The organism is Chitinophaga oryziterrae, assembly GCF_009758125.1.
Classification (GTDB): Bacteria; Bacteroidota; Bacteroidia; order Chitinophagales; family Chitinophagaceae; genus Chitinophaga; species Chitinophaga oryziterrae.
This window is the reverse complement of sequence record NZ_WRXO01000003.1, coordinates 405,228-420,888: the sequence shown is the minus strand read 5'-3', so window position 1 is coordinate 420,888 and position 15,661 is coordinate 405,228. Positions and strand designations below refer to the sequence as shown.

General features: G+C 45.7%; 1 protein-coding gene. It reads right to left on the bottom strand.

The window, feature by feature from the left end:
• Nucleotides 1-30: 30 nt before the first annotated feature.
• A complete protein-coding gene (locus GO495_RS13590) occupies nucleotides 31-15,654 on the bottom strand; it encodes a non-ribosomal peptide synthase/polyketide synthase (protein ID WP_157300252.1) in 15,624 nt (5,207 codons plus the stop codon).
• Nucleotides 15,655-15,661: the final 7 nt, after the last annotated feature.

The window sequence follows — 15,661 nt, the reverse complement described above, 5'->3', positions numbered from 1 at the left end:
TTTGATTTAAGTAAGAATATAATAGGGGTGTTATAATCTGATGGTCTGTAAATCTTCCTGATCTACTTCTATTCCTTTTTGATTGAGCTTTATATACCTGGCCAGTGATTCAATAGTAGCCAGTTGAAAGAAGGTTCTGACAGCAATCTCCACCTGGAATTTTTTGCGAATAGAGGAAGTGAGCCGTATCACCTGTAATGAGTTTCCTCCCAGTTCAAAAAAGTTATCATAGATACCAGCAGCCTTCACGTCTAAAAGTTCCTGCCATATTTCCGCCAGCAACTGTTCTGTTTCATTACGTGGCGCTACATATGACTGAGAGGATAATCCTTGTGCATCCGGGTCTGGCAATGCCTTTTTATCGATCTTTCCATTGGGGGTGAGTGGTAATTTTTCCAGTGTAATCAACACCGACGGGATCATATATTCCGGTAACAATTCCTTCAGGTACGTATTTACTACATCTCTTCCGAATGTTTCAGCGGGCACAATATATCCCACCAGGTGTTTGTTTCCCCGGAGATCAGCCCTTGCTACAACTACCGCCTGATGTATACTTTCATGCTGCTGTAATGCATGTTCTATTTCTCCCAGTTCTATACGATAGCCACGCACTTTCACCTGATCATCTATCCTGCCAAGGTATTCTATATTACCGTCCGGCAGCCAGCGGCCCAGATCTCCGGTACGATACATGCGTACCTCTTCTTCCTCTGTAAAAGGATCTGCAATGAATTTTTCAGCGGTTAATTCAGGACGGTTCAAATAACCACGTCCTACGCCTACTCCGGATACGCAAATCTCACCAGGCACACCAACAGGACACAAATGCATAGACTCATCTGTGATATAGATATGCAGGTTCTGTACAGGAGATCCCAGCGGAATGTTCGTTTGTACAGGCGTTTCGTACATGAAGTAATGACAGATGTCATCAGATGCTTCAGTAGGCCCATAGGCGTTCACTACCGGGATGGTCTTATAATACGGATGACCGAACCAGCGGGCCAGTAACTGCTGACTTACAGTCTCACCTGTTACCAGTAAGAATTTCAGGTGTTGCAGAGGGATATTAATATCTTCCTGTAATACCGCTGCGAGGTAGGAAGGCACCAGCTCCAGGATGGTCACCTGTTCCTGATCAATAGATTTTATTAGTTTACCGGGATTAAAAATAAGTTCATCATTATAAATAACGGTAGTACCACCGCAGATCAATGCGGCGAACATTTGCCATACTGAAATATCAAATGTATAGGATGCTGTGTAAGCAATCACAGACCGTTGATCAATACTTAGATCATTTATTTTTCCATATAAGTGATTCAGCATACCACGATGCTCAATCAATACACCTTTCGGCTTTCCGGTGGAACCCGACGTATAGATCACATATGCAAGGTCATTTGGTGCAGGCAAGATAGCCGGCGACAATACGGGTTGCCTGTGTAGCAGTTCACTTGTATCATCCAATGCTATGACGCGGATATCACGTGCTTCTGCTATTTTTGGTTTTATCCGGCTGCTGCTTACAACTACTTTTGCGTTGATGTCATCCAGGATATAACCGATCCTTTCTGCCGGGTATTCCGTATCAACAGGAACATATGCCCCGCCAGCCTTCATGATTCCCAGTATACCGATAATCATTTCCAGCGACCGCTCTATGCAAACGGGCACCAGCGTATCCGCCTTTACTCCCAGGCTTTGCAGGTAATGTGCCAGTTGACTGGAACGATCATCCAGTTGCTGGTAGGTCATGGACTTCCCTTCAAATATCAGGGCTGTTGCTCCCGGCATACAGGTGGCCTGTGAATGGAATAAATCCACCAGCGTTTTATCCTGCGGGTAATCAATTTCTTTATTGTTAAATTTATATACTATCTGATGACGTTCCTCCCGTGTCAGTAGTTCCAGTGTATTGAGCGTTCCGGTATCCCTACCTGTCATTTGCCGTAATATCTGCTCAAAATGACCTTTTATTATCTGTACATAGGCCTCATCAAGTATATCTGCATTGTATTTAAAGGTGATACTGATCGTATCGGAAGCCGTTACCAGGATTTCCAGTGGAAGGTTGGTCTGCTCATGTACGGATACATTATCCACCTGCAAATGCCATTGCTGTGCAGCCAGCACTTTGGTGACAGGATAGTTCTCAAATACCAGCAGACTATCGAACCAGTCGCCCGATATACCTGTCCAGCGCTGCATCATATCCAGCGGGGTATATTGGTATTCGCGGCTTTCCAACTGTGATGCCTGTAATTCCTGCAACCATGCCACCACTTCTTTTTCTTCTGAGATCTTTGCATGTAAAGGCAAAGTATTGATATACATGCCAACCGCCTGTTCCACTCCCGGTAAGTTTTCCGGTCTTCCGGATACGGTGATACCATAGGTGACATCTTTACGGCCTGTATAGCGGTATAACAAATACGACCACACGCCCTGCATTAAGGTATTCTGCGTAATGCGGTGACGCTGTGCAAAACGTGCGATCCTGCCGGTGGCAGAAGCATCCAATACCAGGCGTTCCTGCTTATAAATGCCTGCTCCTCTTGTACGCTCTGCGGTACTTCCTATAAATGGTAATAAGGTACTTTCTGTAACACCTTCCAGGTATTTCCGCCAGTATCTTTCTTCCTGTTCTTTATCCCTGTACTCCAGATAACGGATATAAGGTTCGTAGCGGTCTTCCTGTACTTCCGGCAGCGTGGTTGCAGTAACAAGGGATTCATAAGTGCGCAACAGTCCTTCCAGCAGTACCGGCAGAGACCATCCGTCGAACAGGATGTGGTGGGAAGTCCATAACATCCGGTGGCGGTTATCCTCCAGCTGTATTAAAGTAAGGCGCATTAAAGGCACTTCTTTAAAATCAAATCCTTTGATGCGGTCAGCTGCTTCATATTCTTTCAATGCCTCTTCATTCATATTCCGGTAATCCAGTATTGTTACCGGCATTTGTACGTCCCGGTATACACACTGTACAGGAATACTGAAGTCGTCATAATAGAACCCGGTCCGCAAAACGCTGTGACGCTGCAACAACATATTCCAGCTTTGTAAAAAGGCTTCTTCCTGTAAATGCAGCAGATCACAACCAAACTGTTCTATATAAGCACCCGTCTGATCATCATACAAACCATGAAACAACATACCTTCCTGCAACCCGCTCAGTTTGTACAAACCATCTATCTGCAAACGTCTGGGGGTCCCCCTGTATGGGGCATCGAGAAAAGTTTCAAGTTCTTCCAGGTCCACTTCTTTACCAAGCCCATAATCAGATGGCGTAAATGAAACAGCTGGTTGCGATATGCAATGTGTGATCAGCTCCTGCAGGTGATACAGGTAAGCTGTTGCCAGTTTTTCAATCCCTGCTGCCTCATAATGTTTGCTGCTGTATTTCCAGCGCAATACCAGTTCGCTGTCCTGTATCAGGCTATCTACCGCTATTTTTTCCATTACCGGAAAGTCTGCCCCGATGGAAGCTCCCGGTGATTCGGACGCAATGCTCAACAGCCCTTCACGCGCTACTATGTTACCTGATTGTCCGAGGTAATTGAATACAATATCCCAGGGATCTTTGCCCTGTAAGAAATCTGCTTTATTTATATATTTCAGTACGCCATATCCTATGCCTTTGTCGGTCACCTTACGTAGCTGTTCTTTCACAGACTTCAACAGCGCACCATCCCGCTTACCTGCTACGTCCAGTAATACCGGGTACAGGTTGGTGAACCAGCCTACAGTATGACTGGTATCTATGCCATTCGCAATTGCTTCACGGCCGTGGCCTTCCAGTCCGATCACTACCTTGTCCGTGTTACTCCATTCTGATAAAGTAAGCGCCAGCGTACATAATAAAATATCATTGATCTCTGTATGATAAATACGTGGTACTTCCTGTAATAAGCGCTGTGTTTGTAAAGCATCCAGCCGGACAACATGATTCCGTGTATCTGATATCGTTATCTGTTCTTCATACGGCTTATCGACCCGTAATGGCACATAACTCTTTTTCACCTGCTCCCAATATCCACGCTGTGCCAGCAAACGCTTATGCTGGCCATATGTAGACAGCGCCTCATACCATTGGCGGTAAGAACTGCTTTTTGCGCCCAGTAATTCATCGGCCTTTTTATGACCGTCATTCTTTAGTAACAGTTCCAGATCTTCAAGTAAAATACGCCATGAAACCCCATCTACTGCCAGATGATGAACTACTAACAGCAGCCTGTTACGTTCCTCAGCCGCCGGTGTTAATAATAACACCGTGCGGATAAGGACCCCTTGTTCTATATATAACCCCTGTTGATAGTTATCATTCAATGCGGTAATCCGGTCTCCCAGTTCATCTTCAGCTACTGATCGCAGATCTGCGACTTCCAGCGCCCCCTCATGTATGCCGTATACCTGCGTCCATTCATTACCGGTACGATTGTATACAAAGCGCAATGCATCATGATAACGGACCAGTGCTGCGATCGCGGCAGATAATTCCGCTACTTCCACCCGTTTGTCAATTCCCAATAATACAGCCTGATTAAAGTGAACATCTTTTGTATGACTGGTTTCAAAATACCATTGCTGAATTGGTAACAATCCGCTTGTGCCTTTCAGGATTCCCTGTTCACCGGAAAGCATAGCAGACTCCTGCTGTGAGGATAACAATGCCGACAGGCCGGCAATCGTCTGGTATTTGAAAAGATCGGCAGGATGCAACTCATATCCGGCCCTTCTTGCCCTGCTCACCACCTGTATTGTGGTAATGGAATCACCTCCCAGTTCAAAGAAATTATCATATATCCCTATCCGTTCTATTCCCAGTAACTCCTGCCAGATATCTGCCAGCACCTGTTCTTTTGTATTACCTGGTGCCGCATAAATATTCGTGAGTAATGCAGAAGGATCAGGGTCGGGTAACGCTTTCTTATCTACCTTTCCATTTGACGTTAATGGTAATGCCGGCAGCGCGATAAGCATAGACGGCACCATATATTCCGGCAACCTTTCCCTTAAAAAAGCAATGATCCCTTCACGGTCAAATGTATGATGACTTACTACATATCCTACCAGTCGTTTAGTACCATTGGCATCTGCTTTTACCAGTACCACTGCTTCGCTGACCTCTTCATATTGCAGCAGTACATTTTCAATTTCTCCCAGTTCTATACGATATCCGCGGATCTTTACCTGGTCATCAATACGACCCAGGTACTCTATATTACCATCTGGCAGCCAGCGTGCCAGATCTCCTGTTTTGTAAAGCCTGGCTTCTGCCTCGTCAGAAAAAGGATCATTCACAAATTTCTCTGCTGTTAATACCGGCAGATTCAGATAACCACCGGCTACCTGTACACCGCCAATATATAATTCACCGGCTACTCCTACCGGTAATAGTTGCCTGCTGGTATCAAGTACATATACCTGTACATTGGTCAATGGTTTACCAATTGGTAAAATATCACGTTTGTTAATATCTTCAGGACTGAATAAATACCCGGTCGCAACAATCGTAGCTTCCGTAGGACCATATTCGTTATAGAAATCCACATGCTCTCCCCATGCCTTTGCCAACTGTAAACTACAGGCCTCTCCACCGGATATTACCCGTTTAAGACCACCATATTTACCTGGTGTCATGGTTGACAGGAACCCGGGGGTAGTATCCAGATGAGTGATCCTTTCCCGCTCCATTAACTGCTCAAATAATAACTTATCCAATCGTAACGCTTCAGGGATCATCACCAAAGCTGCGCCATTTACCAAAGGAAGGAACATCTGTTCTACAGCAGCGTCGAAACAATAATTTGAAAATTGTAATACCCGGTCACTGGCATCTATTCCAAAATCCCGGCTACGGTTACAGATAAAATTCACGACACTTTCATTCCTGATGATCACACCCTTAGGCTTGCCGGTAGAACCGGAAGTATAGATCACATAAGCAGGATCTGCTGCTGCGTTGTCTATACGATGGAATGGCTGCTGCAATAGCTCTTCCCTGCATTCATCCAGACAAATAACCTCTTTTCTGTTTATTAAATGCCTGTAAGCAGTGGTCGTAATGACAACATTGTCCATACCACAATCATCCAGTACAAAACTGATACGTTCCGCAGGGTGTTCCGGGTCCAGCGGCACATAAGCACCACCGGCCTTCAGGATACCTAATATTGCTACGATCATATCCAGGGAACGTTCCAGGCAAAGCGGCACCAGCGATGCCGTTTTTACGCCTTTGCTGTTTAAATAAGCAGCCAGTTGACCGGAACGTTCATCCAGTTCCTGATAGGTCAGCGCTGTATTTTCAAATACCAATGCGGTTGCCTGGGGTGTACGCCCAGCCTGTTCTGTAAATAGACTGATCAGCGTCTTATCTGTCCGGGGAGCCTGAGTATCATTAAACGTTTTCAGTAACTGTTGTTCTTCGGCGAAGCTCAACATCGGCAGTGAGTTAATAGCAACTGCCGGACTTTTTACAATAGCCCTCAACAGTTGTTCAAAATGGCCTGTCATGCGCGCAATAGTATCCCCGCTAAATACGTCCACACAATATTCCACATTGCCGGATAAGCCGTCCGCATCTTCCTGTATTGAAAAACTAAGATCATATTGTGTTGTCGTATAATCAATAGCTTCACCGGATAAATGCAGATTACCCAGGTTCAGGTCCGGAGTGGCAGGCATATTCTGCAATACGAACATTACCTGGAACAACGGGCTCCTGCTGAGGTCACGCTCTTTTATAACGGCCTCCACTATTTTTTCAAAAGGTATTTCCTGATGATCATATGCACTTAACGTCGTTTCTTTTACCTGCTGCAACAATGCGGCGAAAGGCTGATCTGCTGCGAGATGACTACGTAGTGCGAGGGTGTTAATGAAAAACCCGATCAGCCCTTCTGTTTCCTGCCTTGTTCTGCCGGCAGTAGGACTACCAACACAAATATCTTCCTGCCCGCTGTAGCGATATAACAATACCTTAAAAGCGGCCAGTAATGTCATGAATAAGGTGGCCCCCTGCTGCTGGGAGAGTACTTTCAGCTGATCCGACAGTTTTTTGTCAAACCGGAACCAGCTTACTGCACCACGGGTACTCTGTACTGCCGGCCGGGTACGATCTGCAGGTAGCTGCAACACTTCTACTCCGTTCAGTTTCTCTTTCCAGTATTCCAGTTGTACAGAGAGTACCATATCTGATAAATACTGTCGCTGCCAGATGGCATAGTCTGCATATTGCAGCGGCAAAGCTGGTAATAACGCGGGATTATTATTGATATATGCCTCATATAAAGCAACAAGCTCTTTTACGATAATGCCGGTAGACCAGCCATCGGCGGCAATGTGATGCAGTACTACCACGAGTATATGCTCTTCTTCTCCCAGTTCGATCAGATGTGCACGGAGCATATGATCTGCAGACAAGTTGAATGGAGCGCTGATCAATGATTTCACCAATGAAGACAGTACAAGCGGATCTTCTTTATATGCAGGGGCATTTACTACCTGTAACTGCCAGTGGTCTTTGTCCAGTATCCTTTGCCATGCTTTACCATCTTCCTGTTCTATGATCGTACGCAGCACTTCATGACGATTGACGATGCTCTGCAACGCATATGCCAGGGCTGCTTTGTCTAAAGTACCTTTCAATCTCAGTACAGAAGGAATATGATACTGTACACTTCCTTCCAGCTGATCAATAAACCATAAACGTTCCTGGCTGAAAGACAATGGTATTTGTTCCGGACGGGGGTGCGCTTCCACAGGCGGCAGGGCCAGACCGGCACTCTCACGCTGTAATATATATGCTGCAAGACTGGCTACCGTAGAATGAATGAAAATGGACTTAACAGAGACTTCTACCTGCAGATTTTTGCGTAATGCAGAAACCAGCCGCATAGACAATAACGAATTACCTCCCAGGTTAAAAAAGTCGTCATATACACCTACCTTCTTTACATTCAGTAAATCCTGCCAGATGGCAGTCAGCGCCTGTTCGGTTTCATTACGGGGGGCTACGTATATATTCATCAGTAAAGCGCCCGCATCGGGGTCCGGCAGGGCTTTCCTGTCAACTTTCCCGTTGCTGGTCAATGGTATTGCAGACAGCTCTGTCAGCAAAGCAGGGACCATATATTCGGGTAGTTTCCCTTTCAGATAAGAGATAATAGCTTCGCGGTCAAAATCTCCGGCAGGCACTACATATCCCACCAGTTGTTTATTGCCGTCAGGAGTTGTTTTGGCAAGTACTACCGCTTCGCTCACCCATTCACATTCCAGTAATACACTTTCTATTTCACCTAATTCTATGCGATAACCGCGGATCTTTACCTGGTCATCTATTCTGCCGGCATATTCAATATTTCCATCCGGTAACCAGCGGCACAGATCACCGGTCCTGTACATCCTTGCACCAGCCTTTGCACTGAAAGGATCGGGTACAAATTTCTCTGCTGTTAAGACAGCCCTGTTCAGATAACCACGGGCTACCTGTACCCCACCAATATGTAGTTCGCCTGAAACACCCGGTGGCAGGATATTGCCTGACTTATCCAATATATATAACTGCGTATTGGCCACGGGTTTTCCGATAGGCACAACATCTACATATGTTATATCCCTGGAGCCATGCCAGTAAGTTACGTCAATGGCCGCCTCCGTAGGACCATACAGGTTATATATTTCAGCTACCGGTAATTTTTCCCGGAAGTCCATTACCTGTTGTGGTTTTAATGCTTCCCCACTACAAAGTACACGTAACAGTGAAGCACAATCCCCTGCTGAAATACTTTCAAGAAAAACATTCAGCATGGAAGGAACAAAGTGCATGGTAGTGATGCCATAGTGATCTATTGCCCCTTTGAGATAATCGGTATCTTTTTGTCCGTCCGGCAGCGCAAATACCAGTTTCGCACCAGTGATCAGCGGCCACAATAATTCCCATACGGACACATCAAAACAGAAGGTTGTTTTCTGTAAAACGACATCGGTACTTTTTAATTTGAAATAAGACTGCGTCCACAGCAAACGGTTTACGACCCCTGCATGTTCATTCATGACACCTTTTGGGGTACCTGTAGATCCGGACGTATAAATTACATAGGCAAGATGATCCGGTCTGATCGTTGTTTCCAATACAGTAACAGGATATCCGTTAATGATATCAGCCTCATCATCCAACCTGATAACATCGGCTGTTGTTTCCGGCAGTCCGGCAGCAGATCTGCTGTCGCTGAGAATAAGTCCGGCAGCAGTATCTGAAAGCATATAACTGATACGTTCCTTCGGATAGGCCGGATCAATGGGAACATAAGCGGCTCCGGCCTTTAAAATGCCCAGGATGCCTATGATCATATCCAGTGAACGCTCTATGCAAATGGGCACCAGTGTTTCGTTCGTTACGCCTCTGCTGCGCAAGTAATTGGCCAGTTGACCCGCACGTTCGTCGAGTTGACGGTAGGTTAAAACACTGGCTTCAAAAACAGTAGCAATAGCATCCGGAGTACGGAATACCTGTTCAGTAAATAAGTCTGTCAGGGTTTTATTCGCAGGATAAGCAACAGCGGTATCATTAAATGTTTCCAGCAGTTGCTGTTGTTCCTGTGTAGTGAGCCAGGCTATATCTTTCAGTGTAGCTGCTTCATTGCCGGCTATCTGAAATAATACTTTTTCAAAATGACCTGCTATGGCTTCCACATAATCAGCACTCAGCATTTTATTGTTATAGCTGAAACGGATATTTATTTCTGTTGAAGCGCCTATCATGATTCCCAATGGATAATTGGTCTGTTCATGTACGGCTACATTGTCTATCTGTAATTGCCAGGATTGTGAAGAGATCACTTTACTCACCGGGTAGTTTTCGAATACCAGCAGCGTATCGAAAAGGTCGCCGGATATCCCCGTCCAGCGCTGAATAACATCCAATGCCATGTATTGGTATTCCCGGCTCTGTAATTGTGCGGCCTGTAATTCCTTCAGCCAGCCATTCGTTTGTTTATCCTCGTCCACCTTTGCATGGAATGGCAGGGTATTAATATAAAGACCTACACGCTGCTCTATACCCGGTAGATCTTCCGGGCGTCCGGATACCGTTACGCCGAAGGTGATATCCGTGCGGCCTGTATAACGGTATAAAAGATATGCCCACACACCCTGCATCAGTGTATTTACAGTAATATGCTCCTGCTGTGCATAACGTGTGATCTTTGCGGTAACGGAAGCATCCAGCTCCAATACCCTGTTACTATACTCCCCGGCACCTTTTGTACGGTCTGCCCCTGCTTTTATAAAAGGCAGTAAAGTACCTTCTTCCACACCACTGAGATAACCTCTCCAGTATAATTCTTCCTGTTCTTTGTCCTGCCGTTCTAGATACCGGATATAATCTTCATACCTGTCTTCATTTCCCTCACGTATAACCTTTCCGGTTACACGCGATTCATATGCACGTAATAATTCTTCCACCAGCACAGGAATGGACCAGCCATCAAACAGGATATGATGGAATGTCCATAACATGCGGTAACGTTCATTACGCAGACGGATCAGGGTGATACGCATTAACGGGGCCTTTTTAAAATCAAAACCCAACCGGCTATCCTTTAATGTGTACTCCTGTACCGCCTGCTCCTGAACGTCTACACCTATATCACCGTAATTGAGTATTGTCAGCGGTAACGGCATCTCATCATACACACATTGTAATGGTATACCTGCTTCATCACTATAAAAAGCAGTACGGAAAATACTGTGCCTTTTAAACAGGTATGCCCATGCATCTTTAAAAGCATCTATATTCAGCGATAGCAGATCACATCCAAACTGCTCAATATAAGCAGCTGATGCATCATCATACAAACCATGGAATAACATCCCCCCCTGCAGGCCACTAAGCGGATATAACCCGGTCACATGTGCACGCCGGGTACTCTCCTGCCAGGGTGTATCCAGGAATTTATCCAGCTCTTCAACTGTAAGAGCTCCTCTTAGTCCATAATCAGAGGGCGTAGATGAAGATATTGTTTGCGATACGCAGTGCGTTATCAGCATTTCAAGATTGGACAGGTAATTATCGCCCAATGCTATGATAGCAGGAGCATCATAATGCTTACTGCTGTAACTCCATATCACTACAAGCTCCCCATCCCGGATAATACTATTGACGGACAGTTTCTCCTGCATGGCGTATGCTTCTCCCAAACCAGACCCGGAAGATTCGGTTACCAGGCTTAAAGCTCCCTGATGGTCCACTACATTATCTGATTGTCCAAGATAGTTAAATACAATATCCCAGGGATCTGTACCCTGAAGGGAAGGGACTTTAGCAATATATTTCAGAATGCCATATCCTATCCCTTTATCAGGCATTGCCCGTAATTGTTCTTTTATGGATTTCAGCCATTCCCCGGGTTGTTTATCCTTCTCCACTTCCAGCAATACCGGGTAGAGATTAGTAAACCAGCCTACTGTACGGCTTGTATCAATACCTTCCGCAATATTCTCCCTTCCATGCCCTTCCAGTCCTATACATACTCCGGGGAAGGTAAGCGCTAAAGCACATAATAAAATATCGTTGATCTCTGTATGATAAGCCTTCGGTACTTCCTGTAACAAGCGATGTGTAAGCACACTATCCAGTCGTACTTCATGACTGTGTATGTCTGCTACTGCAATCCGCCCTTCATAGTTTTTATCAACACGTAAAGGCACTTCCCGGGCAGCGGTTACCACCCGTTCCCAATAGGGCTGCTGTGCCTTTAATACACGACGGTTTGCATATGCCGATAATGCTTCATACCATTGACGGTAAGAACTACCCTTGGGGCTCAATACGCCCTCTCTTTTCAGTAACAGTTCAAGGTCTTCCAGCAGGATACGCCATGACACCCCATCTACTGCCAGATGATGCACCACGATCAACAGCCTGTTGTGTGTTTCACTCTCACCGGTTAATATCAGTGCAGCATGTATCAGTATACCCTTTGTAATATCCAGACTGCGATGGGCCTCCTGGCAGTATGCTTCAATTGTGTCATTAAGGTTTTCAGCAGCATCCACTACTGCAAGATTTACCTGCTGCTGACCGTAATATTGTGTCCAGCCTTGATCATCACGGTGATATACAAAACGAAGGGCATCATGATATTGTACCAGTCTGATGATAGCTGTATTTAATAGGGAAGCTTCTATTCCTTTATCAATACCCATCAGCACACTTTGGTTGAAATAAGACCCTGCGGCCTCATTTGTTTCAAAGAACCACTGCTGGATAGGTAATAACCCGCTGCTACCGGTTAAGAGCCCCTGTTCACCTGTTATTGTCTGTTCACGCTGTGTTGACAGTTGCAATGCAAGCCGCTCTATCGTCTGATGCAGGAACAGGTCACGGGGATGCAGTTCATATCCGGCCCTTCTGGCCCTGCTCACTACCTGTATGGTAATAATGGAATCTCCTCCTAACTCAAAAAAATTATCGTATATACCTATACGTTCTATACCCAGCAATTCCTTCCAGATATCTGCGATGGTCTGCTCTGTCCTGTTACGTGGCGCGATGAATTCATTCGTCTGCAAAGCCATTTCTTCCGGTTCAGGCAAAGCTTTCTTATCAATTTTCCCATTTGTTGTTACAGGTAGTTTTTCCATTTCGATCAGCAATGCCGGAACCATATATTCCGGTAATTGCGCTCTCAGATAAGTAACAATGCCTTCTCTGTTAAAAACACCATTGGGGACTATGTACCCTATCAGCCTGTTATGACCTTTACTCACCTTTTGCGCAATCACAACAGCCTGTGTAACCAGTTCACAACCCAGCAGTACACTTTCTATTTCTCCCGGCTCTATCCTGTAACCACGGATCTTTACCTGGTCATCAATACGGCCAAGGTACTCCACATTACCATCCGGCAGCCACCTGGCCCGGTCTCCTGTCCTGTATAATTTTTCACCCGGTGCATAAGGATCAGGTATGAATTTTCCGGCTGTCAGCTCCGGCTGATTAAGATATCCACGGGACACTCCTGCCCCGCCCACATACAGTTCTCCCGCAATACCTACAGGTACCGGATTTTGCATGGTGTCCAGCACGTATGCAGTACGATTTCCCAAAGGACGACCGATAGGGATACTTCTGCCAATATCTTTAATGAGATAAGTAAGCGAAAACGTGGTATTCTCCGTAGGGCCATAACCATTTATTACAGCGACTTCCGGCCATGCATTCCGGAATCGGCGGATATGTTCTTCTGATAATTTCTCACCACCTACCATTACGGCGGTCAAGCCTTCAAACAAGGTGATATCATCATCTACCAGTTGATTGAACCAACTGGAAGTAAACCACATCTTTGTTACCTGCCATTTCGAAATTTCCTGCTTCAACAGGATGTTATCGAGTAAATGATGCTGTGGGCAAAGAATCAGTTGACCACCGTTCAATAACATCCCCCAATATTCAATAGTAGTTGCATCAAAGGAAAGGGAACCTGTAGATAACAATATATCTTCCCTGTTCAGGGACACGAAATCGCCGCCGGTAGCCAGACTTACAACATTGCGATGGGTCACCATCACCCCTTTGGGTTTACCGGTAGAGCCCGAAGTATAGATCACATATGCCAGGTCGTCAGCCTTCTGCTGCACAGGGATCTCATCAACGGGCTGGCCGGATAACAGGGCGGGTAACTGATCAAGGAATATCAGTTGCCTGTTAATGAACCGGTCTCTGTACGAAGTGGTAGTCAGCAACAAATCACTGTTACATTCTGCCAGCATAAAGCTGATACGTTCCTCCGGGTAAGCCGGGTCCAGTGGTACATAAGCGCCGCCTGCTTTGAGGATGGCCAGTATACCTGTCATCATTTCCAGGGAACGTTCCATGCAAAGAGGCACGAGACTTTCATTCCCCACCCCCTTACTTTGCAGATAATGCGCCAGTTGAGAAGAGCTTTCATGCAGTGCTGCATAAGTAAGCGTATCCTCACCAAAACGTACGGCTATTGCTTCCGGATGGGCATTCACCTGTTCTGTAAATAATGCGATGATTGATTTGTTTGCAGGATAAGCGACCGATGTATCATTGAATGTTTTTATAACCAGCGTTGCTTCTTCTGCAGTAAGCATAGATAAAGCACTGATCTTTGCTGCGGGTGTTTTTACAACAGACTGCAGTAACTGTTCAAAGTGCTGTATCATCCGGTTGATAGTAGCTGCGCTGAAAAGATCAGTGCAATACTCCATCCGGCCGGTAATGCCGGTGCTGCTTTCTTCCATCGAACAGGTGAGGTCGAATTTGGCAGTCGTATGACCTGTATCGATATGAGAGAAGGTAACCCCATTCAGTTCCAGGTCAGGAGAACCCGGCGTGTTCTGTAACACGAACATGACCTGGAATAATGGATTGCGGCTAAGGTCCCTCTCTTTTACTACTGTCTCCACCACCTTTTCAAAGGGCAATTCCTGGTGATCATAAGCTTCCAGCGTAGTTTTCTTTACCTGTTGCAATAAGCCGGCAAATGAAGGTTGCTGACTAAGATCGCTGCGTAAGGCCAGTGTATTGATAAAGAACCCGATCAACTGATCAACCTCTTTTCTTGTTCTTCCGGCAACCGGGGTACCCACACAGATATCTTCCTGTCCGGTATAGCGGTATAGCAGGACCTTAAACACAGCCAGCAGTGTCATAAACAAGGTAGTCCCCTGCTGTAGTGAAAGTGCTTTCAACTGATCAGATAACCGGCGGTCGAGACGGAACGAAGCAATGGCACCGCGTGTGCTTTGTATAACAGGACGCGGATGGTCCAATGGTAGTTCCAGCGCTGCAGTATCAGACAACTTATCATTCCAGTATTGCAACTGTTCTTCCAGTACTTTTCCTGACAAATACTTCCGTTGCCAGACTGCATAGTCTGCATACTGTATTTCCAGCACCGGCAACTGAGGACTGTGCCCTTGTACGCGGGCGCTGTACAATGCAGTCAGCTCACGCACGATGATACCAGTAGACCATCCGTCCGCAGCAATATGGTGCATTGTTACCACCAGTACATATTCTTCATTGCCCTGTACGATCAGGCTTGCCCGCAACATATGATCTGCGGAGAGATCAAACGGGGCGTCGATCAATGATTGAATCAGCCCTTCCTGCGGATGATCATGAATAATGACATCCAGTTGCCAGCAGTCCTTCTCTCCCACACGCTGCCTTGCCACGCCTCTCGTTTCTTCTATCACTGTCCGTAATACTTCGTGGCGGTTGACTATCTGCTGTAATGCATAAGCCAATGCATCCCTGTTCAGCGCACCTTTCATTTTTAATACAACAGGAATATGATATTTCACGCTGCCTTCCATCTGATCAATAAACCATAAACGTTCCTGACTGGACGACAATGGTATTATACTATCCCGGCTGGCAGGCAGGATTTTTTCGTGTATATCTTCCCTGCTTAAAAACTCATTATTATTTAAAAGTGTTTTTATCTCATCCCGGTACTTTTTAATTTCCTCCAGTAATTCAGGTTCGATCCCTTCATTCTTCCGTGTTTTGAACTTGATCTTTTCATCATCCCAAAAAAGTATCACTCCTTTTTTTCTGGCTTTACCAACTACCTCAACTGCCTTATTAAGATTGACATCTATCATATACTCT